The sequence below is a fragment of the Grimontia sp. AD028 genome (assembly GCF_000973155.1).
Classification (GTDB): Bacteria; Pseudomonadota; Gammaproteobacteria; order Enterobacterales; family Vibrionaceae; genus Enterovibrio; species Enterovibrio indicus.
On the sequence record NZ_LASY01000133.1, the window covers coordinates 1 to 26,670 of the forward strand.

The following is a 26,670-nucleotide window of genomic DNA, read 5'->3' on the forward strand; positions in this document are numbered from 1 at the left end:
CTCGAGCATTTTTCCTGCGCTATTTCTGATCAGCTACCTACTGTGATTGGTATAATCCCGGATGTGGCGTCTCCAGATACGAGAAAGGGCAGCGTTGTGCTGCCCTTTGAGTGATTTTACCTGAACAATTACAGGATAAAGCGGCTTAGATCTTCATCGTCGACCAGCTCTTCAAGGTGGCTGCGCACGTACTCTGAATTGATTTCGAAAGACTCACCGCCACGCTCACTGGCATCGAAGGATATTTCGTCCACCAGACGCTCCATCACAGTGTGCAGACGACGGGCACCGATGTTCTCGGTTTTCTCGTTCACACGCCATGCAGCGTTTGCGATCTCTTCAATGCCATTTTCGGTGAAGGTCAGGTTCACTTCTTCGGTGCCCATCAGCGCCGAATATTGCGCCGTCAGGGACGCATTAGGTTCAGTCAGGATGCGTTTGAAGTCAGATGCAGTCAGCGCTTCCAGCTCAACGCGGATTGGCAGACGACCCTGAAGCTCTGGGATCAGATCTGACGGAGAGGCTACCTGGAATGCACCGGATGCGATGAACAGGATATGGTCAGTTTTCACCATGCCGTGCTTGGTAGAGACGGTGCTGCCTTCAACCAGTGGCAGCAGGTCGCGCTGAACACCTTCACGGGAAACGTCTGGACCTGAACTTTCACCGCGTTTACAGATCTTGTCGATTTCGTCGATGAACACAATACCGTTGTTTTCCACTGACGCGATGGCCTGATCTTTCAGCTCTTCCTGATTGACCAGCTTCGCCGCTTCCTCTTCAGTTGCAGCCTTCAGCGCGTCTTTCAACTTCATCTTGCGCTTTTTCGCTGTGGTGCCGCCACCCAGATTTTGGAACATGCTCTGCAGCTGGTTGGTCATTTCTTCCATACCAGGAGGTGCCATGATTTCCATGCTCATCTGTGGAGCCGCCAGATCGATCTCGATTTCTTTATCGTCCAGTTGGCCTTCACGAATTTTCTTACGGAAGCTTTGGCGGGTTGAAGAGTCCGCTTTTGGCTCTTCATTCTGGCCCCACGCGTCACGTGGCGGTGGAAGCAGTACATCGAGAATGCGCTCTTCTGCCAGCTCTTCCGCGCGGAATTTCACTTTTTCCATCGCTTGCTGGTGCGTCATTTTGATGGCCACATCCGTCAGGTCGCGGATGATGGTTTCAACTTCTTTACCCACATAGCCCACTTCAGTGAACTTGGTGGCTTCGACTTTGATGAACGGCGCATTTGCCAGCTTCGCCAGACGGCGGGCAATTTCGGTTTTACCAACACCGGTAGGGCCAATCATCAGAATGTTTTTCGGGGTCACTTCTACGCGCAGATCTTCATTGAGCTGCATGCGACGCCAGCGGTTACGTAGTGCAATAGCAACGGCGCGCTTGGCTTTGTCCTGACCGATTATGTGTCGGTCAAGCTCGGAAACGATTTCACGTGGGGTCATTTCAGACATGCTTTGGATCCTGTCTTAATAATCGAGTTCTTCGACGGTATGGTGCTGGTTGGTGAACACACAAATGTCACCGGCGATGGTCAGCGATTTTTCAGCGATTTCGCGTGCATCCAGCTCGGTATTTTCGAGCAGTGCAGTGGCTGCTGCCTGTGCGAAGTTGCCGCCTGAACCAATCGCAATCAGATCGTGTTCTGGTTGAACCACATCACCATTACCTGTGATGATCAGCGACGCAGTTTCGTCTGCCACTGCCAACAAGGCCTCAAGGCGACGCAGTGCGCGGTCAGTACGCCAGTCTTTGGCGAGCTCTACGGCTGCTTTGGTGAGGTGACCCTGATGCATTTCCAGTTTGCGCTCGAAGCGTTCGAACAGGGTGAATGCGTCAGCCGTACCACCGGCAAAACCTGCCAGTACCTTGTTGTTGTACAAACGGCGAACTTTACGGGCATTGCCCTTCATGACTGTATTACCCAGTGACACCTGGCCATCACCGGCGATCACTACTTTGCCGTTGCGGCGAACAGAAACGATAGTTGTCACGGAAGAACCTCTACTTTTCTCTCTGGTTATTACCAGTATGGGTTGTTACTGCAGAGGTGGGGACGGGGGTAAATAAATTCAAGGGTAAAGCCATCGAGATTATGGCTTTACCCTTCAAGTGTTCAGAATCAGTTCAGCTGGCGGGAGATCAGTTCCAGTACCAGATAGCGCAAGGCTCGATGCCTGCGCGGCGAAGCAGGTTGCGATCGCGCTCTGCTTCACGCTTCATTGGGTAAGGGCCAAGTACCACACGGTACCAGAGGCCTTTTTCACCCTGACTGGTTTTGATATGGCTTTCGAGACCCTGGAACGCAATCATGGCTTTGCGCTCATCTGCCTGACTTGCACTGCGGTAAGCGCCGCATTGCATCAAATAAGGGCGGCTGGAAAGCTCTGGCTCGCTGGCCTCGACTTTCACTTCTTTGTTTTCCAGCTCTTCAATGTAGCTCCACTTCTCCTCAGGTTTTGGCGGGATCACTTTCTCGTCTTTCTTCTGAGGTTTAACGGCTGGCTTCACCGGTTTGGTTTCAACAACAGGCTCTGCGGGTGGTTCACTGGTGGAAAGGTAATAGAGACCATAGCCAAAGCCTGCCACCAAGATCAGAGCGAGAAAAGCCCATTTGAAGGGGAATGCAGGTTTAGGAGGCTGCTTCTTGGTGTTTCGGGTTGGTTTACGTGGTGCTTTGCCACGTTTGACATAATCTCTGGTTGCCACTGATTTTCGTGTCTTTTCTGCTCAATAAAGGCTATATGGTACTGGCTCGCGAACTCGCGCGCCAGTACCAGTCTGACCAGATTAGCGTGATGGTGGTGCCACACTCTCGCGGATAACGAGCTGAGCATCAAGAAGGCGTGAACCTGCTTGCACATCATTGCCTTTGAGGATTTTCAGCAGCATTAACATTGCCTGACGGCCAATGTCGTAGCGTGGCTGGGAAACCGTGGTCAGGGCCGGGTCGCAGTATTCTGCGAACTGGATGTCATCGAAGCCGACAATCGAAATGTCATGCGGCACGCGGAAACCCAGTCGTTTTGCTTGCTGCATAGCACCAATCGCCATCACATCAGAGTGACAGAATACCGCGGTCGGTGGGGTTGGCAGCGAAAGCAAGGTGGTCATTGCACGTGCGCCTGCAGCAAAGGTGAAATCACCGGTCACTGTGTATGCAGGATTGATGGTCACGCCACCACGGCGCAGCGCCTGTTGATAGCCCTGCACGCGGAACTGGGTGAGCGCAGCATCAGGATCGCCGGTGATCTGCGCGATCTGCTTGTGGCCGACCTGAGTCAGGTAGTTCACGGCTTCAAACGCTGCAGTCAGGTTATCGATGTGAACGGTAGGCAGTTCCAGTTCAGGTGCGTATTCACAGGCCATGACAAGTGGAGGCAGGTTCTTCTGCTCCGGTTTGCTGACGTCAAAAGGAAGATCAGTACCTAAAAGTAGCATGCCGTCAGCTTGCTTGGTGAAGACCAGATTAACGAACGAACTTTCACGGCTTTCCTGTTGGCCACTGTCACCCAGCAGCACGAGATAGCCGTGCTCCATCGCCGCTTCTTCGATACCGCGGATGATCTCCGTGAAGTAGGGATCACAGATATCGGGCACGATAGCCACGATGGTTTTTGATTCATTGCGACGTAAGTTTCTTGCCAGCGAGTTGGGGCTGTAGCCCGCTTCCATTACCGCTTGCTCAACTTTCTTTCGGGTAGACGCCGAGACTTTTTCTGGGTTCATCAGCGCGCGAGAAACCGTCGCCGTAGAGACGCCGGCCAGATGGGCAACATCCTTCATTGTCGCCATAGTGTAATTCCTCTTTCTCGTTATGATTGGCGATGCTTCCCAGATGACCGGGACCTTCAGCAACGGGACAATTTTTGTCCACAGGCCCTATCTTAATCCTATGGAGATGTATTAAACATGGTCATGTTAACAGTAATTGCAAGAATACCGTGATCTCGGTCGGTTTAAGTGAATGAAATTGCATTCAGCTCATATCTTGCGGTTCGATATCGAGTGACCAGCGGACTTTTTTAGACAGCGGCAACTGGCGTATCGCCGGGAGCGCCATGGTTAATCTTTGCTGCAAAATCCTGCGGTTAGGCGCTTGGAAAACCAGCTGCCAGCGAAAACGTCCCGCCCGGCGGTGCAATGGCGCTGGCGCTGGCCCCATGACTGCGCATTCATCTTCTGGGATTGGTGATGCATCCAAGACAGTTCTCGCCTGATGCAGAAACTGCTCTACTTCCCCACTGTGGTGGGATTCAGCACGGAGTAAGGCGAAGTAGCTGTAAGGTGGCAGATGCGCCATTTTACGTTCGTTTAACGCTTCAGCGGCAAAGCTGTCGTAGCCTTGGTGGATAAGTGATTGTAGCAGAGCATGATCCGGGTGATGGGTTTGAAGTAATACATACCCAGGTTTGCTGGCGCGCCCTGCTCGTCCTGCTACCTGAATAAACAGCTGTGCCAGACGTTCCGGTGCGCGGAAATCATTACTGAACAGGGCGCTGTCCACATCCACCAGAGCCACCAAAGTGACATCAGGAAAGTGATGGCCTTTCGCCAGCATCTGGGTACCAATCAGGATTTGGTACTCCTTGTTGTGAATGGCATTGAGGTAGGCTTCAAGCGCGCCTTTGCGACGTGTGTTATCGCGGTCGATTCGGATGGTTTTGTATTCCGGAAACAGGGTTTCCAACTGGGCTTCCAATTGCTCAGTGCCCACGCCGACACTGATCAATTGCGTTGAGCCACAGCTTCCACATTGGTGCGGAATAGGGCGTTGCGATCCGCAATGGTGACAGCGAAGTTCATTGCTGCTCTGGTGCAGGGTGTAATAGGCGTCGCAGCGTTTACATTCCGCCAGCCAGCCACATTCGTGACACATCAATGCGGGGGCATAGCCGCGGCGGTTCAAAAACAACATCACCTGATTGCCTTGAGAAAGGTGCTTTCGCATCTCGGCAATCAAAGGGGCGGAAAGTCCTGCATCTAGGTAAAGTCCGCGGATATCCAACACCCCGTTTTGGGTTTTCAGTGCATTACCCGCGCGCACTGATAAAGTCAGATGGTGGTATTTACCGGTTTTGGCGTTGTGCAGGCTTTCAAGGCAAGGTGTGGCGGAGCCGAGCACAACAGGCACATTCTCTTCATGCCCACGCATGACTGCCAGATCGCGGGCATGGTAACGGAAAGAGTCCTGCTGTTTATAAGAGGCATCATGCTCTTCATCGACAACAATAATGCCGAGTGACTTACACGGCGAGAACAGGGCAGAACGGGTACCGATGATAATGGCAGCTTCATTGTCACGGGCTGCCAGCCAGGCATTTAGGCGCTCAGTATCATTGAGCCCGGAATGCATCACCACGACAGGCACATTGAAACGGCGTTTGAAACGGTTGATGGTTTGCGGCGTTAAGCCAATTTCGGGGACCAGAATGAGTGCTTGCTGGCCGCGTTTTAGCACAGGCTCCAAAAGGTTCAGGTAGACCTCTGTTTTCCCTGACCCGGTGACGCCCTCTATTAAATAGCAGGCAAATTCCGGATTGGCGTTGATAGTGGCAACCGCCATCGCCTGCTCGCTGTTGAGCCTTGGCTTGTCTTCCACTACTTCATAGCTTTGTTGCCAAGGCTTTGCACGCTGTTCTTTTACCGCTTCAATCCAGCCTTTTTCTTCCACCGCTTTGAGAATGGTGGCGCTTAAGTCTTCTTCCAGCAGTTCGCTGTGTGTCATCGCGCCTTGGCGTAATAAGGTTAAAACGCGTGCCTGTTTAGGCGCTCGGGTGAGGGCAGACAATGGCTGCTCTTTCCCTGCTTCTGTCAGTTGCCAGCACTTTTCACGGTCTTTGACCGCAGGCTTGCCTTTTCGCAGTGCACCCGGCATCACGGTCGCCAGTGCATCACCTAATGGATACTGATAATAGCGACTGGCCCAGTTCAATACCTTATATAAAGAAGGTGTCCATAGCGGGGTGCTATCCAAAACCGCATTGATGGGTTTGATTTGCTCGAGCGGAAATTCAGAGGTGTCGGTCAATGCGACGACAATGCCCACTTTATATTGCTTACCAAACGGGACACGCACGCGACCACCCACAACCGGCATTTCATTATCAATGCGATAGTCGAAGGTTTTATGAAGCGGAACGGGCAGCGCCACCTGAGCAATCGTCGGGGTCATTGTGCGATAAGGTCTTGGAATTCAAATAAGGTTGGCGACAGTGTACCCATGCTGCTGGCAGGCGAAAAGCACAGGGTGAAGATTCTTTGGCCCTGCCCATTGAAAGTACATGGAAATGAATTGAACAAAAAAGTTGCGATCGCAGGTCACCTTGATTAGAATCCGCGCCTTACAAACAGTTTGTTAACGACGTGTGGTGCCCGATAGGCTCGGGAGAGCGACACGGCCTTAGATAAGAGGTAATCCCTATGAAAGCTGGTATCCATCCAGAATACGCTGCAGTAACTGCAAAATGTTCATGTGGCAACACTTTTGAATTCAAAACGACTCTGGGTAAAGACATCAACCTGGACGTATGTGACAAGTGTCACCCATTCTACACCGGTACTCAGCGTGTAGTTGACACTGGTGGTCGTGTTGACCGCTTCAAGAAACGTTTCGGCGTTCTTAGCAGCAAGTAATTGCGAATTTAATAAAAAAGGGTGCGTAAGCACCCTTTTTTTGTTGCCTGATACAGCTTGTAAGACCTTTTACACCCTTCAGTATAGGTAGACTATTACAGTTTATCCAAGCGAGTTTTGCCAACTTGGTTCAATCCTTACTAGCTCTGGCTTTCGCGCTGCGTTAACATTTTAAATTCCTTTATCTTCCGCCCAATGACCTGAAAGTGTCATAAGAAATGACGACACTTGTCTTTTATTTGAGTCCGCTAAACTCAATAGAGGAATAAGTCGTTGCCTGTGTGGAGATACAGGCAATGAGCGGGAAGATGCAACCCGGATAAACATGGGAATGCGCAAATTCCGCCACTTGTTGATTGTAATGCCCAGCTTGCGGGAAGGCAGTCAGCAAGATAATGGGGCAGGCAGAGGGCCCCTTATTATATTTAGCCAATAACAATTACAGTCAGGAACAATACATGTCTGAAGACAAACGCCAACAGGCGCTGGATTATCATGAATTTCCAGTGCCGGGCAAAATCTCCGTAGAACTCTCCAAACCCGCTGATACGGTAGAAGATCTGGCGCTGGCGTACAGCCCAGGTGTTGCTGAACCCGTCCGCGAAATCGCACAAGATGCCGACAACGTCTATAAATACACTGCAAAGGGCAACATGGTTGCAGTGATCTCAAACGGCACCGCGATCCTCGGTCTGGGCAACCTTGGCCCGCTGGCTTCCAAGCCAGTGATGGAAGGTAAAGCACTGCTGTTCAAACGCTTCGCTGGTCTCGATTCTATCGACATCGAAGTGAAACATCGCACTATCGAAGAGTTCGTCGACACGGTCGCGAACATCTCCGACACCTTCGGTGGTATCAACCTGGAAGACATCAAAGCACCAGACTGCTTTGAGATTGAAAAGCAGCTCATCGAGCGTTGCCATGTACCGGTATTCCACGATGATCAACACGGTACCGCGATCGTGACTGCCGCAGGTATGTTGAATGCGCTTGAGCTTCAGGGCAAAGACATCAAAGAGTCAGTCATCATCTGTCTAGGTGCAGGTGCGGCAGCAGTGGCGTGTATGGAACTGCTGATCAAATGTGGCGCGCAGCGTGAGAAAATCTACATGCTGGACCGTAAAGGCGTGATTCACACCCGTCGTGATGACATCAATGAATACAAGCAACTGTTTGCCAACAACACGGACAAGCGTACGCTGGAAGACGTGATTGAAGGCGCGGACATTTTCCTTGGTGTATCCGGCCCGGATCTGTTGCCACCTGAAGCGCTGAAGCTGATGGCGGACAAGCCAATCGTGTTTGCGTGTTCAAACCCTGACCCTGAAATCAAGCCGGAGCTGGCACACGAAGTGCGTGATGACCTGATTATGGGTACTGGTCGTTCAGACTACCCGAACCAGGTGAACAACGTGCTTTGTTTCCCATTCATTTTCCGTGGCGCACTGGACGTTCGCGCCAGCCGTATCAATGATGAAATGAAACTGGCTGCGGTAGAAGCTATCCGTGCTTTGGCGAAAGAGCCGGTACCGGAAGGCGTATTGAAAGCAGCACGTGTCGATAAGCTGGAGTTTGGTAAGGAATACATCATTCCAAAACCGATGGATCCGCGCCTGCTGCCACGCGTTGCGAAAGCTGTTGCTCAAGCCGCGGTAGATTCAGGTGTCTCGCGTATTGAAATGCCAGAAAACTACATGGCAGATAAAGAAGCGTAATGGCGGCTTTATACTCATAAAAAAACCAGCCAATCGGCTGGTTTTTTTGTTTGAATCTTTTCGAGAAGTTAACGAAATCAATACTCTTCTTCGTTAAACTCAATGCCCAATTCCTTCATAATACGCTTAACTTCAGCTGGCACACTATCGCTTTTATCCTTGCGAATATCGTCGTCCGTTGGCAGTGGCTGTCCGGTGTAGGCATGCAGAAATGCTTCGCAAAGCAATTCACTGTTGGTGGCATGGCGTAGATTGTTGACCTGGCGACGGGTACGTTCGTCTGTCAGGATTTTAAGCACTTTCAGAGGGATAGAAACGGTGATTTTCTTGACCTGCTCTTTCTTTTTACCGTGCTCGGCGTAAGGGTTAATATATTCGCCATTCCAGTCTGCCATTGTTCACCTTCTGTAGCAGTTTAGGGTCTAAAATCGCTGCCAACACGGGAAACAAGGTGCCCAAGTTGGATGAAACATAAATTCTAGCGATATTAACTGCTATATGTAAAGACATATAGACGTCTAGAAGTGTTGACGTCTCGCGTTTGAAAAGGGTAAGGTTGACGAAATACCAATCAGGTCACGTTTTGATCTAAGATTGCGCCGAATACGATCTATCTTTTGACAGGGAAGCACGCCATGAGCGACAAGAAGTCCGCAACCATCGCCGTTCGCACCGGTATCACCACAGATTCACAACACCACGCCGTTGTGCCTCCACTGTATCTTTCGACCAATTACGAATTTCCTGAGTTTGGCGAAGTGCCAACTTATGACTACGCCCGTGGTGGCAACCCAACCCGCTCTTTGCTGGAAAAAGCATTGGCCGATCTGGAAAACGGCTCAGGCGCTGTGGTCACTAACTGTGGCATGGCAGCCATTAACCTTTTGCTGTCACTGGTTTCACCGGATGACCTGATTATCGCACCGCACGATTGCTACGGTGGTACATACCGTTTGTTCGATTCGCGTGCAAAGAAAGGCGCTTTCAAGGTTGAATTTGTAGACCAAACCGACGCTGCTGCTCTGGATGCAGCGTTGGCGAAGAGTCCCAAGTTGGTGTGGCTGGAAACGCCGTCCAACCCACTGCTGCGCGTGGTGGATATTGCAGCCATCTGCGAAAAAGCCAAAGCGGTCGGTGCTTGGGTCGGTGTTGATAACACCTTCTTGTCCCCCGCTTTGCAGCAGCCACTAAACTTAGGCGCAGATTTTGTTGTTCACTCGACCACCAAATTTATCAACGGTCACTCAGACACCGTCGGTGGTGTTGTCGTGGCGAAAGAAGCCGAGCTTTATGAAGAGCTCAAATGGTGGGGTAACTGCATTGGGGCTACCGGTAATGCATTTGATAGCTACATGACGCTACGAGGCCTTCGCACTCTGAACGCAAGAATGCGCCAGCATGAGGAAAACAGTGCAGAAGTACTGGAATACCTCAAGCAGGAATCTCTGGTGAGCACTATCTACCATCCGGCGCTGCCAACGCACCCGGGTCATGAGATTGCGAAGAAACAACAATCAGGTTTTGGCGGAATGTTGAGCTTTGAGCTTAAAGGCGATGAAAGTGAGCTGAAACTTTTCCTATCCTCCCTTAAGCTGTTCACTTTGGCGGAATCATTGGGTGGTGTGGAAAGTCTGGTGACCCATCCAGGCTCAATGACGCACCGCGCCATGTCGGACGAAGCGCAGGCAGAAGCGGGCTTGGCAGCCACACTGCTTCGCTTGTCTGTCGGTCTGGAAGATAAGGCCGACTTGGTTGCCGACCTGAAACAAGCATTCGATAGAGTAAGAGAGAGCCAGTAATGAGCGCGGTTGAAGTTGTATCACCCCAGCAGTCGCAAGCCCGACAGTTACATAAGTTCGGTGGCAGCAGCCTTGCCGATCCTGATTGTTTCCGCCGTGTAACCCGCATTCTGGCGCAATACAGCGGTGAAACAGACATTATTGTCGTTTCTGCAGCCGGCAAGACCACGAACCGTTTGATTGAATGGCTGGATTTGCTAGCGAAAGATGGCCGTCTGGCGCACGAAGCACTGCAAGGTCTGCGCAAATACCAGCAGGATTTGATTGAGAACCTGATTGAAGGTGAACAGAAACAACTGCTGGTGGACGAACTCTACGAAGATTTCAGCACGCTGGCACAAGCCGGTGAGCAGCCATTGACCCAAGCGCAGCGAGCATGGGTGCAAGGTTTTGGCGAGGTGTGGTCGGCGCGTTTACTGTCTGCATTGCTGACCCAACTTGAGTTGCCAGCCGTGAAGCTTGACTCCCGCGCTTTCCTGCGCGCGGAACGAGGCGCGCAGCCAGAAGTGGATCGCGCAAGCTCATGGCCGCTTCTAAAAGAGCAGCTGGTTCAGCACACCAAACGCCGTATTGTGATCACCGGATTTATGGCACGTAACACAGAAGGTGAAACCGTGCTGCTGGGACGTAATGGCTCCGATTACTCAGCAACCATTATCGGTGCACTGGCGGATGTCAGCCGCGTGACCATTTGGAGTGATGTGGCGGGTGTGTACAGTGCAGACCCACGCATTGTCGGTGATGCCTGCCTGCTACCACTGCTGCGTCTCGATGAAGCAGCTGAACTCGCGCGCCTTGCCGCTCCCGTGCTGCATACCCGCACGCTACAGCCAGTAGCACAAAGCTGTATCGACCTGAATCTGCGTTGCAGCTATGACCCAGAATCAGGCTCAACCCGCATCGAACGCGTTCTGGCGTCTGGTCGCGGCGCAAAAATCATTACCTCATTGAGTGATGTCTGCTTGCTTGAGCTGGATGTGCCGCGCTCGCACGACTTTGATACCGCGCGACGTGATATCGAAAGACTGTTGACCCGAAACCAAATCCAGCCGTTGGCGTCATCATTCAGTGCCGACCAGCATCGCATCCAGCTCGCTTACACTGGCGAAGTGGTGAACAGCGTGTTGGAGCAACTGCAAAACGCTGGCATTCCTGCCGATATCCGTCTCCGTGAAGGCTACAGCATGGTCGCTGCGGTGGGCGCAGGTGTCACAGCGAACCCTGTGCATTGCCACGGCTTTTACCAACAGCTTCGCAGCCAACCGATTGAGTTTATCTGCGAGTCTGGCAGTGGCCTCAGCATCGCGGCGATTTTGCGTAAAGCGAACACATCGGCGTTGGTGTCAGATATTCACCGCGCACTTTTCCAGGCGCAGCGTCGCATTGGTTTGGTGCTACTGGGTAAAGGCAATATCGGTAGCCGTTGGCTGAACCTGTTTGCGGAGCAAAAAACAGCGCTCGAAAAACGCCATGGCATGAGCTTTGAGCTCATTTCGGTGCAAGACAGTGATAACCAGTGGGTCGATTTCGACGGTATTGATGCAGATAGCGTCATGACCCGTTTTGACGAAGTTGCCAAACCTTATGAAGGGAGCGATTGGCTGACGGCACTGCTTAATCACCCATACGATGACATTGTCGTGTTGGACGTGACCGCCAGTGCACCGCTTTCGATGCAATATCCTGATCTGGCTGAGCATGGCTATCACCTGATTTCTGCCAACAAGGTGGCAGGCTCTGCGAGTGGCGAGTTATATCATCAGGTTCAGGATGCGTTCGCAAAAACCGGTCGTTTCTGGCTTTACAACGCGACAGTCGGTGCAGGCCTTCCCGTGAACCATGCGGTGCGTGATTTGCGTGAAAGCGGCGACCAAATTATTGCGATTTCAGGCATCTTCTCTGGAACCTTGTCTTGGCTGTTCCAGCAATTCAACGGTGACATCAAGTTCAGCGAGCTGTTGGAACAGGCGTGGCAACAAGGGCTAACCGAACCTGACCCACGTGAAGATCTCAGCGGCTCAGACGTCATGCGTAAGCTGGTTATTCTGGCGCGCGAGTCTGGTCTGGATATTGAGCCGGAGCAGGTGCAGGTGCAATCTTTGGTACCTGAGGCACTTTCTGCGCTGTCGCTCGATGCATTTCTGGATAACAGCAGTCAGCTTGATGAAGCGCTTGAAGATTGGCTTGAGCAGGCGAAAAAAGAGCAGGGCGTTCTTCGCTATGTAGCAAGACTTTCACGAGATGGAAAAGCGCGTGTTGGTATTGAAGTGTTGTCTGAAGAGCATCCACTCGCCAACCTGCTGCCTTGCGACAACATCTTCGCGATTGAAAGTCAGTGGTACCGCGAGAACCCTTTGGTTATCCGCGGCCCAGGTGCAGGACGTGATGTGACAGCAGGCGCTTTGCTGTCTGACTTGAATCGCATCGCATCTTTACTGAAATAGCTATAAATCGGCAGGAAAAAGCGGAGCTTAGCCTCCGCTTTTTTGTACCCTAAGCATTCGGGCAAAGTACACGCGCCAGTTAAGAGTGCTGTGCTTGAGAGACTTACATGATCATCATGAATAAAATTCAAGTTAAGTAAGTTGACTTTAAATTGCTCGCAATTCAATATCTAGACATATAGACGTCTATATGGATGTCGGCTTTAAAGGATTTTTTCGGTCGGATGTTGCCGAAGTAGGGAGACGCTATGGGATACTCACATGCCAGTCATCTGGATGCACTTAATCAAAACCTTTCTGATTTGAACGGCGACATTAACGTTTCGTTTGAGTTCTTCCCACCCAGCTCTGAAGCCATGGAGCAAACGCTTTGGGCTTCGGTACAACGCCTGAAAACCCTGAAACCTAAATTTGTTTCCGTGACTTACGGTGCAAACTCCGGTGAGCGTGACCGTACCCACGGTATCGTAAAGAGCATCAAGCAGGAGACAGGTATTGAAGCTGCGCCTCACCTGACCTGTATCGATGCGAGCCGCGATGAGCTACGTGAGATTGCACGCGACTACTGGAACAGCGGTATCCGCCATATTGTTGCCCTGCGTGGTGACCTGCCAGAGAAAAGCCAGAAACCGGATATGTACGCAGCGGACCTGGTTGAGCTTTTGAAAGGTGAAGCTGATTTCGATATCTCCGTTGCGGCTTACCCGGAAGTTCACCCAGAAGCGAAAAGTGCGCAAGCTGACCTGATCAACCTTAAGCGTAAAGTCGATGCTGGCGCAAACCGCGCTATCACACAGTTCTTCTTTGATGTTGAAAGCTACCTGCGTTTTCGTGACCGCTGCGCTGCGGCAGGTATTGATGTTGAAATCATCCCGGGGATCTTGCCTGTATCAAACTTCAAGCAGGCTTCGAAGTTTGCCAACATGACCAATGTGCGCATTCCAGCTTGGATGTACAAGCAGTATGAAGGTCTGGAAGATGATGCGGTAACCCGTCAGATGGTCGGTGCGAGTAACGCTATTGATATGGTGCGCGTGTTAAGTCGTGAAGGCGTGAAAGACTTCCACTTCTATACGCTAAACCGTGCTGAGTTGACCTATGCGCTTTGCCACACATTGGGTGTACGTCCTATTGCGTAGAATGAAAAGTCCACAAGCCAAAAACAAAAAACCGTCGCAAAGCGACGGTTTTATCTTTTCTGGAGAGTCCTTACTGGGCAACGACTTTCTTACTCATTGACATGGTTTCCATGGCATTGAGTTCGAACAGGACTTCTTCTGCCCACGTTAACCATGCTTCCTTGCGAAGAATGTTGCGGCGCAGTGTCAGTCGCTCCAAACGGCCTTCTCGGGTCAGCAGTGCAGAGTCAGCGTACTGGCTTCGCTCTATGTCCCTGTATTGGCTTAGCTGTAAGCGGCTCTCGTCCATCAATGCATGCATATGTTCGATCATTGGTGCTGGGTCGAAAATGCTGCAGGTTAGTAGTTTTGCAGAGACTTCATCGCGGTCGGTTGGGTGTTTTGCAGGCATTAAGAACCACTCATAAAGGCTCTGTCTACCAATGTCCGTGATGGAGTAGACCTTTCTGTCAGGTTTGCCATCCTGTGGTTCTAAACGACAACTCACTGCGCCCATATCGGCCAGTTTGTTGAGTTCGCGATAGACTTGTTGGTGGCTGGCTTTCCAGAAGTGCCCGATAGCGTTAGAAAACTCTTTGGTTATATCATAACCAGTTGCATCGCGGTGGCTAAGCACCGTGAGAATTACGTGCGGTAGTGACATCTCTTCTATCCAAAATCTTAAAAGGCGATCCTTAGCCCTGGGATGTCGCTCTTTGGCGAATTTATTTTTTCCACAACACTGGGCGGATCGACACGTTTTTCGTTGCCGTCCATACATAGCTTCTTGCCAACAATGCACCAAAAAAAATCGTGGTGCGAAAAGCGCTGTACAGTGACACTTAAACGGTTATTTATACTTCGGTGTTTTGCCTATACCTTTGTCACGATAACGTCACGAACAGGCAAGAAAACATATTAATAACATTATCAACGCAACAACAATCGAAAAAGGCTCCCCAAAAATAAAAAAGGCTGCAACATGGCAGCCTTTCTTAATTTTGAATCAATTTCTCATTTATCCAGTGTTGCGCATACCTGCAGCTATGCCGGCGATGGTCACCATCAGTGCTTCATCAAGCTCAGTGTTTTCTTCTTCTGTCGCACGCGTACGGCATAAAAGCTCTGCCTGAAGCATGTTCAGTGGCTCAACATAGATATTACGCAGACGGATAGATTCCGCGCCCCAAGGGTTTTGCTCCATCAGGTGATCGCTGTTTTCTACCATCAGCACGGCTTTGATGTCCTGCGCCAAGCGGTCTCGCAGTTCATCACCCAGTCGCCAAAGTGACTCATCCACCAGTTTCTCGTCATAGTATTGAGAAATCGAAGGACTGGTCTTGGTGAAGACCATTTCCAGCATACCCAGGCGGGTAGAGAAGAATGGCCATTCGCGACACATCTCTTCAAGGTTCTTCAGGTGGCCATTGTCGATGGAGAATTGAATCGCTTGACCTGCGCCCAACCATGCTGGCAGCAGCAGACGGTTCTGACTCCATGCGAAAATCCATGGGATAGCGCGAAGGCTTTCTACGCCACCGTTCGGGTTACGCTTCGAAGGACGCGAGCCCAATGGCAGTTTGCCCAGTTCCAACTCTGGTGTTGTCGCTCGGAAATAAGGAACAAAGTCTTCATGACCACGAACGACGCCACGGTAAGCCTCACAGGAAACTTCACTCAGCGTTTCCATCAGGTCGCGCCATTCTTGCTTAGGTGCTGGTGGTGGCAGTAAGTTCGCTTCCAAAATCGCGCTGGCGTAAAGATTCAGGCTCTGAATCGCTACATCTGGTAGACCCAGTTTGAAGCGGATCATCTCGCCCTGCTCGGTCACTCGCAGACCGCCTTTCAGGCTACGAGGTGGCTGGGACAGCAGTGCAGCGTGCGCTGGCGCACCACCACGACCAATAGAACCACCACGGCCGTGGAACAGCACCAGATCGACACCGGCGTCTTCACACAGCTCAACCAGTTGTTCCATGGCTTTATACTGAGCCCAGCCCGCTGCCATCACTCCCGCGTCTTTGGCGGAGTCTGAGTAACCAATCATGACCATCTGGAAGTTTTGGATAAAGCCGCGGTACCAGTCGATGCTCAGCAGTTGGCTGATCACTGACTTGGCATTGTTGAGGTCTTCCAGGGTTTCAAACAGCGGACACACGTCCATGCGGAACGGGCAGCCTGCCTCTTTTAGAAGAAGGTGAACCGCCAGCACGTCAGACGCTGTGCGCGCCATTGAAATTACATAGGCGCCCAGTGCTTCACGAGGTTGCTGTGCAACGATACGGCAGGTATCCAGCACTTCCTGCACTTCATCAGACGGTTCCCAGTCACGTGGCAGCAAAGGACGCTTAGAGCTCAGCTCACGGATAAGGAACGCTTGCTTGTCCTGCTCGCTCCACTGGCTGTAGTCGCCCATGCCCAATGTGCGGGTCACTTCAGACAGCACATTCGCGTGGCGGGTGCTTTCCTGACGGATATCCAGCTTAATGAGGTTAACACCGAAGGTGCGGATACGGCGCAGCGTATCAAGCAGCAGGCCATCAGCGATGATGCCCATGCCACATTCATGCAACGACTGGTAGCAGGCGTGCAGCGGTGTCCACAGTTGGTCAACGTTGGTCAGAATGTCTTTTTCATCACTGCGACGACCATGGATTTGGGCATCCAGGTGATCCAGGGTGTTGGTTAGTGTTTGACGCAGTGATTTCAGGATCGCACGGTACGGTTCGTGCTCATCACCTGCCATGGCGCGAACCATGTCATTACAGCGGGTCATCGACAGCTCGCTGATGAGCTCCTGAATGTCGCCGAGATAAAGGTCAGCCGCTTTCCAGCGGGACAACAGCAGCACTTCACGGGTGACTTCTGATGTCACGAATGGGTTTCCGTCGCGGTCACCACCCATCCAGCTCGAGATCTGGATTGGCGATGCTTCAACGGTCAGGCCGCGGCCAAGGTGGCGCTTCATCTTCTGGTCAAACTGACGCAGAAATTCCGGTACCGCTTGCCACAGGCTGTTTTCAATCACGGCATAACCCCATTTGGCTTCATCAAGCGGGGTTGGGCGTTGCTTACGGATAACGTCAGAGTGCCACGCCTGAGCAATCAGTTGCTCAAGGCGAAGTTCTGCTTTATCACGCTCGCTGGAAGAGAGGTCGCCAAGTTCAAGTTTGGACAAACATTTGTTGATTTGAACCAGCTTATGAATGGTAGTACGACGCGCGATTTCCGTCGGGTGTGCTGTCAGCACCAGTTCGATCTTCAGGTCATCAACGGCTTTATCACGCTCACCGTCAGACACATCTGCGTTTTGCAGTCGCATAAACAGATCGTCCAGTGAGTCAGGATTACATACCTGCTCTTCACAGTGGCGGGAAACAGAATGGTACTGTTCAGCGATGTTAGTGAGGTTAAGGAACTGGCTGAATGCGCGTGCTACAGGTAGCAGTTGGTCATTCGGCAGGCTTTGCAGCACATCGATCAGCTTGGCGTGATCGTCTTTATTACCCGCAGAAGCGGATTTAGAGAGCTGACGGATCTCTTCTACTTTGGCCAGCAACTCTTCACCGTGGGCACCTTTAATGGTGTTACCCAGAAGGTGACCGAGCATGCTGACATTGCTCTTTAGAGCGTCATACTTGTCATTCATAGTGCGTCCGTTTCGTAACTTTGTTACATCCAAATTGCAATCGTAATGGCTCAATCTAGCCAATGAGTGGCATAAAGGTCAATCACCCACCGTATTATTTCACTGCATTTTTTTGTCTATCCCTTGAGCAATAAGGCATTGCGGAAGTTGTAACAAAATTACATTTAAAGCACAGGGTTTAGGCAAAAACGCTAGCCTGTCGCAGGTGGGTGACTTTATTTTAAACAGACTGTTGACATTAGTCATTTATCACGCTAAAAAGCACATATAAATTCATTTAAAATGAATAAACAATTATAATTCGCCAAAAAAAGCTCATGGAAGCAGCGAAAAGGTACGATACGAATATGGATAAGTTCTCAAACTCCCTTCTCCAGCGACGACGCCGACGTTAAAAACGTTGGGCGTATCTGCCCCTCCTGCAGCTGAGCGAGCTGAATGTTTCATCATTCTACCCAAAGAAATAAACGGACTTTTCATGTTAAAGACAGTGATTGTCGGTGCAAGTGGATACACAGGTGCCGAGCTGACCAAAATGGTATTTCTCCATCCTGAGCTTGAGCTTTCAGGATTGTATGTCTCTGAAAACAGTGTGGATGCGAACAAATCTATCGGTGATTTGCACGGTGCACTGAAAGGTCTGGTCGACCTTCCACTTCAGCCTCTTAAAGATGTCAGTGCTGTCGCAAAATCTGCGGATGTGGTGTTGCTGGCAACGGCTCATGAAGTCAGCCACAACATCGCACCAACCTTCTTAGCTGAAGGCTGCAAGGTCTTTGATTTGTCTGGCGCATTCCGCGTTCAATCTGACAGCTTCTATACCGACTACTACGGCTTCGAGCACCAATACAGCGAGTGGCTGGAAAAAGCGGTTTATGGTCTGGCAGAGTGGAACGAGGCAGATATTGCAAAAGCCGATTTGGTTGCCGTGCCTGGTTGTTACCCAACTGCTTCACAGTTGGCGTTGAAGCCACTGCTGGATGCTGGACTTATCGACACCCAACAATGGCCAGTGATCAACGCAGTGAGCGGTGTGTCTGGCGCGGGTCGCAAAGCTTCTATGACCAACAGTTTCTGCGAAGTTAGCCTTCATGCTTACGGTGTATTCACCCACCGTCACCAACCGGAAATTTCTACCCACTTGGGTTGTGATGTAATTTTCACACCGCACCTTGGCAACTTTAAGCGTGGCATTCTCGCGACCATCACGGCCAAACTGGCAGAAGGCGTCAGTGAAGCGCAGGTAACAGAAGCGCTGGAAAAAGCATACGAAAACAAAACCTTGGTTCGTCCTTTAGGCGCGGGTCAAAGTGCGAAACTGCAATCTGTTCAAAACACCGGATTTTGCGATATTGGCTGGTCTGTGAAAGGCCAACACGTGATCCTGACGTCAGCAATCGATAACTTGCTGAAAGGTGCCGCCAGTCAGGCGATGCAGTGCATAAACATTCGCTTTGGATTCTCGCCGCTCACGGCGATTGTGTAGGAGAGTGGCAATGAGTTTACGTCCTTTGGTAGTCAAACTGGGTGGTGCAGCGCTGTCTTGCACAGAGACTCTGGATAAATTATTCGCATCAATCAGTCAGTATCAGGCTTCTGCGCATCGCCAATTGGTGATTGTTCACGGTGGTGGCTACCTGGTTGATGACTTGATGAAAGCGCTAAACCTGAAAGTAGAGAAAAAGCAGGGTTTGCGAGTCACTCCAAAAGATCAGATCAATGTGGTCGCGGGTGCACTGGCGGGTACGGCCAACAAACTGCTGCAGGGCGAGGCAATCAAATGTGGCATTAACGCAGTTGGTCTGAGTCTGGCTGACGGCGGTTTATGTAAAGTGACCCAACTTGACCCTGAGCTTGGCAATGTGGGTAAGGCAACACCGGGCGATTCGTCCGTCGTACAAGCGATTTTGTCAGCAGGCGCAGTGCCAATCATCAGTTCTATCGGTATTGATGCTGAAGGTGAACTGATGAACGTGAATGCGGACCAGGCAGCAGTAGCAGTAGCAGCTGCATTGGATGCTGAACTGGTTTTGCTGTCAGACGTGAGTGGCGTACTCAATGGCAAAGGTAAACTCATGCCAACGCTTGATGAGAAGTTAGCAGATGAATTAATTGAAAGCGGCGTGATCACTGACGGCATGATCGTCAAAGTGAAAGCGGCGTTTGAAGCGGCAAACGCGTTGGGGCGTCCTATTCAGGTCGCGAGCTGGCGTTACCCCGAGAAGCTCGCTGAGATGTTCGGCGGCAGCAATATCGGCACCCGTTTCACCGTATAAACAACACAGAATTTATTAGTCGTTACCGCCTGTACTGACCGTCAGAGCGGTGAACATGGAGAAGTTAAAATGAGCGATATCAAAAAGGTAGTACTAGCATACTCTGGCGGTCTGGATACGTCTGCGATCATTCCTTGGCTGAAAGAGAACTATGACTGTGAAGTCGTGGCATTTGTTGCGGATGTGGGCCAGGGCGAAGAAGAGCTGGTTGGTATTGAAGAAAAAGCGATCGCTTCCGGTGCGTCAGCGTGTTACATCGCCGACCTGAAAGAAGAAATGGTCGCTGACTACATCTACCCAAGCCTGAAAACTGGTGCGGTTTACGAAGGTAAATACCTGCTGGGTACGTCAATGGCACGTCCAATCATCGCAAAAGCACAAGTGGAATGTGCGCTGGAAGTTGGCGCAGATGCACTGTGTCATGGCTGTACCGGTAAAGGTAATGACCAGGTGCGTTTCGAAAGTGCGTTTGCTGCGTTGGCACCGCAACTGAAAGTGATTGCACCTTGGCGTGAGTGGGACCTTCGTTCTCGTGAAGCCCTGCTGGATTACCTGGCAGAACGTAACATCCCTTGTACTGCAAGCCTTGAGAAAATCTACAGCCGTGATGCAAACGCTTGGCACATCTCTACCGAAGGTGGCGTACTGGAAGATACATGGAACCAGCCAAACGAGCTTTGCTGGGTATGGACTGTGGATCCAGAGCAGGCACCTGACCAGTCAGAAACCGTTTCTCTGTTGATTGAGAAAGGCGAAGTAGTAGCGGTTGACGGTGAGCGTATGAGCCCATACCAAGTGCTGACCACGCTGAACGAGAAAGGCGCGCGTCATGGTGTAGGCCGTATCGATATCGTTGAAAACCGTTTGGTCGGCATGAAGTCCCGCGGCTGTTATGAAACTCCGGGCGGCACCATCATGATGGAAGCCCTGCGTGGTGTTGAGCAGCTGGTTCTGGATAAAGATTGCTACGAATACCGTGAAGAGATTGGCCTGAAAGCGTCTCACCTTATCTATGATGGCCGTTGGTTCACGCCGCTGTGTAAGTCACTTCTGGCAGCAGCAGAATCACTGGCTGAGCCAGTAAGTGGTGAAGTAGTAGTGAAACTGTACAAAGGACAGGCTACAGTAGTGCAGAAGCGCTCGCTCAACAGCCTGTACTCCGAAGAATTCGCGACTTTCGGTGAAGATGACGTATACGATCACAGCCATGCTGGTGGCTTTATCCGTCTCTACTCGCTGTCGAGCCGTATTCGTGCGCTGAACGAGAAAAAACAAAAATAAACAGCAGCTGGAAGCAATAGAGTTTTAAGGAGAAGTAAGTATGGCGTTATGGGGCGGAAGGTTTAGTCAGGCAGCAGACACGCGGTTCAAGCAGTTTAACGATTCGTTGCGTTTTGACTATCGCCTCGCGGAGCAGGATATCGTAGGTTCAATTGCTTGGTCAAAGGCACTGCGCTCAGTGGGCGTATTGTCTGAGATTGAGCAGCAACGCCTCGAGCTTGCACTGAATGAAATCAAGCTGGCTGTGATGGAAGATCCAGAGCAGATCCTGCGCTCTGACGCTGAAGACATTCACAGCTGGGTCGAGCAGCAACTGATCGCCAAAGTGGGCGATTTGGGTAAAAAGCTGCACACCGGTCGTTCGCGTAACGATCAGGTCGCCACTGACCTTAAGCTTTGGTGTCGTCAGCAAGGTCAACAGCTTCTCCTAGCACTCGATAAACTGCAAAACCAGATGGTAAAAGTCGCGGCAGAAAACCAGAACACGGTTCTGCCGGGCTATACCCACCTTCAACGTGCCCAGCCAGTGACATTTGCACACTGGTGTCTGGCTTACGTTGAAATGTTCGAGCGTGACTACTCGCGCCTGAGCGATGCACTGAACCGCCTGGATACGTGCCCATTGGGCTCTGGTGCGCTGGCAGGTACCGCGTATCCGATTGACCGCGAAGCACTGGCACACAGCCTGGGTTTCCGCCGTGCAACCCGCAACAGCCTGGACTCGGTTTCTGACCGTGACCATGTGATGGAGCTGATGTCTGTGGCATCGGTGTCTATGCTGCACTTGTCGCGCATGGCAGAAGATTTGATTTTCTACAACTCTGGTGAGTCCAACTTTGTTGAGCTTGCAGACGCTGTGACATCAGGTTCATCCCTGATGCCACAAAAGAAGAACCCGGATGCGCTCGAGCTTATCCGTGGTAAGACAGGCCGTGTTTATGGCGCCATGTCCGCGATGATGATGACAGTGAAAGCACTGCCGCTCGCCTACAACAAAGATATGCAGGAAGACAAAGAAGGGCTGTTCGATGCGCTCGACACCTGGTTTGATTGTATTGAAATGGCAGCGCTTTGTTTTGATGGCATCAAAATCAACAAAGACCGCACGCTGGAAGCCGCGATGCAGGGTTACTCCAATGCGACTGAGCTTGCGGATTATCTGGTTGCCAAAGGCATTCCTTTCCGTGAAGCGCACCATATCGTGGGTGTGGCTGTGGTTGCCGCCATTGAAAAAGGTTGTGCGTTGGAAGAGCTTTCTCTTGATGACATGAAGCAGTTCTCACCAGTGATTGACGAGGATGTTTATCCCATCCTTACCATTGAATCCTGCCTTGAGAAGCGTTGTGCGCTGGGTGGCGTGGCACCGAATCAGGTGGAATATGCCATTAGTCAGGCAGAGAAGCGTTTGGAAAAACGTTACTCACCAAGCGTGAAAGTACGTGGCGCGCGTCTGACAGACCTCGATGCGATTGAAGGCATGGTGGTTTACTGGGCGGGGCTGGGTGAAAACCTGCCGCGTGAACGCAATGAACTGGTTCGTGATATTGGTTCGTTTGCGGTTGCTGAGCATCAGGGTGAAGTGACAGGTTGTGCATCGCTCTACGTTTATGACTCGGGCCTTGCGGAAGTGCGCTCTTTGGGCGTGGAAGCAGGCTGGCAGAACCAAGGGCAGGGCAGCGCGATAGTTCAGCATCTGCTGAAAAAAGCGAGCGGCATGGCCATCAAGAAAGTGTTTGTGCTGACCCGTGTACCAGAGTTCTTTATGCGTCAGGGCTTTATTCCAACTTCTAAATCTTTGCTGCCTGAAAAGGTGATGAAAGATTGTGACCGCTGTCCACGCCTTCATGCGTGTGATGAAGTGGCGCTGGAGTTTACCTTTGATCAGGACAGATTGATTGCCAAAGCCAACGTGGCGTAAACAGGTATAGAATTAATAAAAACCGGCTTAGGCCGGTTTTTTTGTTTGGGTAAGTCACTCTTTTGGCTCGGGTGCATTCATCCGAAACGGCATCAGAATGAGGTGAAGGGAGAGCAATATAGCGCTGGCACCTGCGCCAAAGAGCAGGGTGATGGACTCTATCGATTTCGGTGTGTCACTGAACCCAATAAACCATATTGGCCACAGCACCAGATTCATCACGGCAAGTTGAATCATGCAACGTTTGCAGCGGCCGAGTTTGGCGCGAATAGTGAGAGAGGCGTCTTTGCAGAATCGGCAACTCATGGATAGCAAGCCCAAAAATATCAACTCGTTGCAGCCTACAAAGAAAAAAGCCCTCCGTAAAGGAGGGCAAATCATAAACCGAATCCTGGGGAGAGTCCGGTGTGCAAGTAAGGGGATTAACTTGTTATTGGAATCTTTTTTAACAGCCCGGACCGCAATCCAGGCAGTGTTTGATCATTTCAGGACCTAAGTGCAGTTTGGCGTTCAGGTCACGCAGTGCAGTACGCACACCTTCTTCAATCACCGGGTGATAGAAAGGCATATCCAGCATCTGCGAAATGGTCATTTGATTCTGGTGTGCCCAAGCCAGCAGGTGCGCCAGATGCTCTGCGTTCGGGCCCATCATCTCTGCGCCAAGGAAGCGGCCGGTACCCTGCTCGCCATATACGTGCAGCACACCTTTGTTTCGCAACATGACGCGAGAGCGGCCTTGACCTTCAAACGACACTACACCGGTTTCGAAACAGCCACAGGTGCCAAGACGAGCGGTAATTTCTTTGTAGGTTTCACCCACCATGGCAATTTGTGGATCAGAGAACACAGCAGCGATTTTGCTTCGGCGCAGACCTGCACGGATATCTGGGAATCGACCTGCGTTGTCACCGGCGATTCGACCTTGATCAGCTGCTTCGTGAAGCAATGGGATCTGGTTGCTCGCATCTCCTGATATGAAAATCGACGCGACGCTGGTTTGCATGGTGTACGGGTCAGCCGTTGGTACACCGCGTGCGTCCAATTCCATGCCTGTGTTTTCAATGTCCAGCTTGTCGACGTTAGGACGACGGCCGGTGGCTGCCAGCACATAGTCCACTTCCATACGCTGCTCCTGACCTTGTTTGTCGAGGTAACGGATATGGACTTTCTCGCCTTCGCGCACCATTTCTTCGACTTTTGCGTCAGCATCCAGATAGAACTCTTCATTGAAGGCTTTATCTGCGTAAGCCATTACCGTTGGGTCAGTTAAAGGACCTACCTGACCGCCAACACCAAAGACTTTCACTTTCACGCCAAGGCGATGCAGTGACTGGCCAAGCTCAAGACCGATAACGCCCGGACCAAATACAGCGACAGATTCTGGTAAATCATCCCAATCGAATACGTCATCGTTCACAATCAGACGGTCACCCAAATCATTCCAAGGGGCCGGCCAAGTTGGGCGTGAGCCAGTCGCAATGACAATGCGTTTTGCTTCAATGCGGGTGTGGTCGTCTACGATGAGAGTGTTATCGTCAACAAACTTGGCGTAACCGGCGATTTTGTCTTCTGCCGGGATTTCATCAACACCTTCGAGAACAAAGCCAACGAAGCGGTCACGTTCGCGTTTCACACGATCCATCACCTCGCGGCCATTGATTTTAATTTCACCTTGAGGATGCACGCCAAAACCGGGCGCTTTTTCGATATGGTGAACAGCTTCAGCAGCGGCAATCAGAAGTTTCGATGGCATACAGCCAACGCGCGCACAGGTCGTGCCATAAGGACCGCCTTCGATGATCACAACATTGTTGACGTGTGCTTTGGCTGCGCGGTAAGCACCCAGACCTGCGGTACCTCCACCAATGACGGCGACATCTACATTCAAGGTTTTCATTATTATTCTCCAGGTAAATCCGGTTACAAGCGTTAGGATTAAGTAGGGCAGCCTAAGCTGCCCTGTTCGATGTTATGCGAAGTATGCTTCCAGCTCGTCGCTGCCACCGATGTGCTTACCGCCAATGAATACTTGTGGCACTGTTGCGCGACCGCTTACTGCACGCAGGCTCACAGTGGTAGCATCCTGACCCAGCACAATCTCTTCAAACTGTAGCTTGTTGTCGATCAGCAGTTGTTTCGCTTTCGCACAGAAAGGACAACCTGGTTTGCTGAATACCGTAATTGATTCTTGCAGTTTATGGTTTGGCGCAATGTGGCCCAACATAGTGTCTGCATCAGAAACCTTGAACGGGTCGCCCGGCTCGTTTGGTTCGATGAACATCTTCTCTACCACGCCGTCTTTTACCAGCATGCTGTAGCGCCATGAACGCTCACCAAAGCCCAAATCGTCTTTCGCTACTGCCATACCCATGCCACGGGTGAACTCTGCGTTACCGTCTGGGATGAAAGTGATGTTTTCTGCTTCCTGGTCTGCTTTCCAAGCGTTCATCACGAACGTATCGTTGACAGACACACAAAGAATGTCATCAACACCGTGCTCTTGGAACACTGAGTACAGCTCGTTGTAGCGAGGCAGGTGCGTTGAAGAACACGTCGGAGTGAAAGCACCTGGCAGGCTGAATACAACAACCGTTTTACCGGCAAACAGCTCGTCAGTGGTCACGTTTACCCACTCATCACCCTTGCGGGTTGGGAAGGTAACGCTTGGTACTTTCTGACCTTCTTTGTTAATAAATTCCATGGTAATACCCCTTAAATAAATTTTGTTTTTCAGTTCTTTAATCCGGTGTTCCCGGTTGATGTGTTTATATTAGGGCGAAAGGGGTAGATAGTTCTAATTGATTGGGTTTATCATTTTAATAAGTAAAATCTATCAAAGAGGTTTGGTGTGAACATTCGCGATCTCGAATATCTGGTGGCTCTGTCTGAGCACCAGCACTTCAGAAAGGCAGCGGAAGCCTGTTTCGTCAGCCAGCCAACATTGAGCGGCCAGATCCGCAAGTTGGAAGATGAATTGGGTGTGGTGCTGCTGGAGCGCACCAGCCGAAAAGTGCTGTTCACTGACGCTGGCATGCAGCTTGTCCGTCAAGCACAAAAAATCCTGATGGAAGTGAAAGTGCTGGAAGAGATGGCAAGTCAGCAAGGCGAAGAAATGGCGGGGCCGCTGCACATTGGGTTTATTCCGACTGTCGGCCCGTATCTGCTTCCCCATATTGTGCCAGCGCTGAAAGAGGCATTCCCAGAACTTGAACTTTTCCTTCACGAAGCACAGACCCATCAACTTGTGCAGCAGTTGGAAGAGGGGAAACTGGACTGCATTATTCTGGCATCCGTTAAAGAAACTGAGCACTTTAAGGAAATCCCACTGTATCTCGAGCCGATGTTGCTGGCGTTACCGGAAGGTCACAAGTGGTCAAAGGCTGAAGCCGTGCCGATGGATGACCTTCGTGGCGAAACACTGTTGATGTTGGCAGATGGGCACTGTCTTCGCGATCAGGCGATGGGCTTTTGTTTTGCGGCGGGTGCGAAGGAAGATTCGCGCTTCCGTGCGACCAGTCTGGAGACCCTTCGCAACATGGTGGCCGCTGAGACAGGGATCACTCTGCTGCCGAAGCTTTCTGTCCCTGAGAGTATGCAGCGTGATGGTGTGGTGTATGTAAAAGCGGTGGATCCTGAACCTCAACGCTTGATCACCTTGGACTACCGTCCCGGTTCGCCACTAAGAGCACGCTATGAAAAACTGGCGAAAGTCATTGCTGATGCTATGGGTAAAGTCTGCAATCCGATAGGCTAAACCCAACATACCCAAACAACCTGAAGATGCTCGCATTGAGGGCCTCCCTTAGGGCGAGTTGACTGACGTCG

The 26,670-nt window shown here is 51.2% G+C and carries 21 protein-coding genes; 10 read left to right on the forward strand and 11 right to left on the reverse strand.

What is annotated here, in order from left to right:
* Nucleotides 1–128: 128 nt before the first annotated feature.
* The 5 genes from hslU to priA form a co-directional block, all read right to left on the reverse strand.
* The gene (gene hslU / locus RN22_RS21605; RefSeq protein WP_046307652.1) at nt 129–1,463 is read right to left on the reverse strand and encodes an HslU--HslV peptidase ATPase subunit; all 1,335 of its coding nucleotides are present in this window, start codon (nt 1,461–1,463) and stop codon (nt 129–131) included.
* A gap of 15 nt (nt 1,464–1,478) precedes the next feature.
* On the reverse strand, nt 1,479–2,003 hold the full coding sequence (gene hslV, locus RN22_RS21610; RefSeq protein WP_002535260.1) for an ATP-dependent protease subunit HslV: 525 nt from the start codon (nt 2,001–2,003) through the stop codon (nt 1,479–1,481).
* A 148-nt stretch (nt 2,004–2,151) separates the two neighbouring features.
* Nucleotides 2,152–2,718, reverse strand: a complete 567-nt coding sequence (locus RN22_RS21615; RefSeq protein ID WP_002535259.1) for an SPOR domain-containing protein — start codon at nt 2,716–2,718, stop codon at nt 2,152–2,154.
* 81 nt (nt 2,719–2,799) lie between these two features.
* On the reverse strand, nt 2,800–3,828 hold the full coding sequence (gene cytR / locus RN22_RS21620) for a DNA-binding transcriptional regulator CytR (protein WP_255350073.1): 1,029 nt from the start codon (nt 3,826–3,828) through the stop codon (nt 2,800–2,802).
* A 160-nt stretch (nt 3,829–3,988) separates the two neighbouring features.
* Nucleotides 3,989–6,184, reverse strand: a complete 2,196-nt coding sequence (gene priA, locus RN22_RS21625; RefSeq protein ID WP_046307654.1) for a primosomal protein N' — start codon at nt 6,182–6,184, stop codon at nt 3,989–3,991.
* 248 nt (nt 6,185–6,432) lie between these two features.
* Between priA and rpmE the strand changes: the two genes are divergently transcribed.
* A complete protein-coding gene (gene rpmE, locus RN22_RS21630) occupies nt 6,433–6,645 on the forward strand; it encodes a 50S ribosomal protein L31 (RefSeq protein ID WP_002535255.1) in 213 nt (70 codons plus the stop codon).
* 458 nt (nt 6,646–7,103) lie between these two features.
* Nucleotides 7,104–8,360, forward strand: coding sequence for a malic enzyme-like NAD(P)-binding protein (locus RN22_RS21635; RefSeq protein ID WP_046307656.1), 1,257 nt, complete (start codon nt 7,104–7,106; stop codon nt 8,358–8,360).
* 77 nt (nt 8,361–8,437) lie between these two features.
* Here the strand turns inward: RN22_RS21635 and metJ are convergent, their stop codons facing one another.
* Nucleotides 8,438–8,755 (reverse strand): met regulon transcriptional regulator MetJ, encoded by a 318-nt coding sequence (metJ, locus tag RN22_RS21640; RefSeq protein ID WP_002535253.1) that lies wholly within the window; start codon nt 8,753–8,755, stop codon nt 8,438–8,440.
* 240 nt (nt 8,756–8,995) lie between these two features.
* Between metJ and RN22_RS21645 the strand changes: the two genes are divergently transcribed.
* From RN22_RS21645 to metF, 3 genes are all read left to right on the forward strand, one after another.
* On the forward strand, nt 8,996–10,159 hold the full coding sequence (locus tag RN22_RS21645; RefSeq protein ID WP_046307658.1) for an O-succinylhomoserine (thiol)-lyase: 1,164 nt from the start codon (nt 8,996–8,998) through the stop codon (nt 10,157–10,159).
* Complete coding sequence (locus RN22_RS21650) at nt 10,159–12,603, forward strand: bifunctional aspartate kinase/homoserine dehydrogenase II (protein ID WP_046307660.1); 2,445 nt, start codon at nt 10,159–10,161, stop codon at nt 12,601–12,603. Before RN22_RS21645 ends, RN22_RS21650 begins: the two co-directional genes overlap by 1 nt.
* Before the next feature lie 248 nt (nt 12,604–12,851).
* The gene (gene metF, locus RN22_RS21655; RefSeq protein WP_046307662.1) at nt 12,852–13,742 is read left to right on the forward strand and encodes a methylenetetrahydrofolate reductase; all 891 of its coding nucleotides are present in this window, start codon (nt 12,852–12,854) and stop codon (nt 13,740–13,742) included.
* 70 nt (nt 13,743–13,812) lie between these two features.
* Here metF and RN22_RS21660 read toward each other — a convergent pair whose 3' ends face one another.
* Both RN22_RS21660 and ppc read right to left on the reverse strand, forming a co-directional pair.
* On the reverse strand, nt 13,813–14,385 hold the full coding sequence (locus RN22_RS21660; protein ID WP_002535249.1) for a PadR family transcriptional regulator: 573 nt from the start codon (nt 14,383–14,385) through the stop codon (nt 13,813–13,815).
* 354 nt (nt 14,386–14,739) lie between these two features.
* Nucleotides 14,740–17,370, reverse strand: a complete 2,631-nt coding sequence (gene ppc, locus RN22_RS21665) for a phosphoenolpyruvate carboxylase (RefSeq protein ID WP_046307664.1) — start codon at nt 17,368–17,370, stop codon at nt 14,740–14,742.
* Between the two features lie 478 nt (nt 17,371–17,848).
* Between ppc and argC the strand changes: the two genes are divergently transcribed.
* From argC to argH, 4 genes are all read left to right on the forward strand, one after another.
* Nucleotides 17,849–18,856 (forward strand): N-acetyl-gamma-glutamyl-phosphate reductase, encoded by a 1,008-nt coding sequence (gene argC, locus RN22_RS21670; RefSeq protein ID WP_046307666.1) that lies wholly within the window; start codon nt 17,849–17,851, stop codon nt 18,854–18,856.
* A gap of 10 nt (nt 18,857–18,866) precedes the next feature.
* A complete protein-coding gene (argB, locus tag RN22_RS21675; RefSeq protein WP_046307669.1) occupies nt 18,867–19,646 on the forward strand; it encodes an acetylglutamate kinase in 780 nt (259 codons plus the stop codon).
* 69 nt (nt 19,647–19,715) lie between these two features.
* On the forward strand, nt 19,716–20,927 hold the full coding sequence (locus RN22_RS21680) for an argininosuccinate synthase (RefSeq protein WP_046307671.1): 1,212 nt from the start codon (nt 19,716–19,718) through the stop codon (nt 20,925–20,927).
* Between the two features lie 40 nt (nt 20,928–20,967).
* Nucleotides 20,968–22,845, forward strand: a complete 1,878-nt coding sequence (argH, locus tag RN22_RS21685) for an argininosuccinate lyase (protein WP_046307673.1) — start codon at nt 20,968–20,970, stop codon at nt 22,843–22,845.
* 54 nt (nt 22,846–22,899) lie between these two features.
* Here argH and RN22_RS21690 read toward each other — a convergent pair whose 3' ends face one another.
* The 3 genes from RN22_RS21690 to RN22_RS21700 form a co-directional block, all read right to left on the reverse strand.
* On the reverse strand, nt 22,900–23,151 hold the full coding sequence (locus tag RN22_RS21690; RefSeq protein ID WP_046307682.1) for a DUF3624 domain-containing protein: 252 nt from the start codon (nt 23,149–23,151) through the stop codon (nt 22,900–22,902).
* A 139-nt stretch (nt 23,152–23,290) separates the two neighbouring features.
* Nucleotides 23,291–24,742, reverse strand: coding sequence for a dihydrolipoyl dehydrogenase (locus RN22_RS21695; protein ID WP_046307675.1), 1,452 nt, complete (start codon nt 24,740–24,742; stop codon nt 23,291–23,293).
* Nucleotides 24,743–24,814: 72 nt separating this feature from the next.
* Complete coding sequence (locus tag RN22_RS21700; protein WP_046307677.1) at nt 24,815–25,546, reverse strand: glutathione peroxidase; 732 nt, start codon at nt 25,544–25,546, stop codon at nt 24,815–24,817.
* A gap of 147 nt (nt 25,547–25,693) precedes the next feature.
* Between RN22_RS21700 and oxyR the strand changes: the two genes are divergently transcribed.
* Nucleotides 25,694–26,599, forward strand: a complete 906-nt coding sequence (gene oxyR / locus RN22_RS21705) for a DNA-binding transcriptional regulator OxyR (protein ID WP_046307680.1) — start codon at nt 25,694–25,696, stop codon at nt 26,597–26,599.
* The last annotated feature ends 71 nt before the right edge of the window (nt 26,600–26,670 follow it).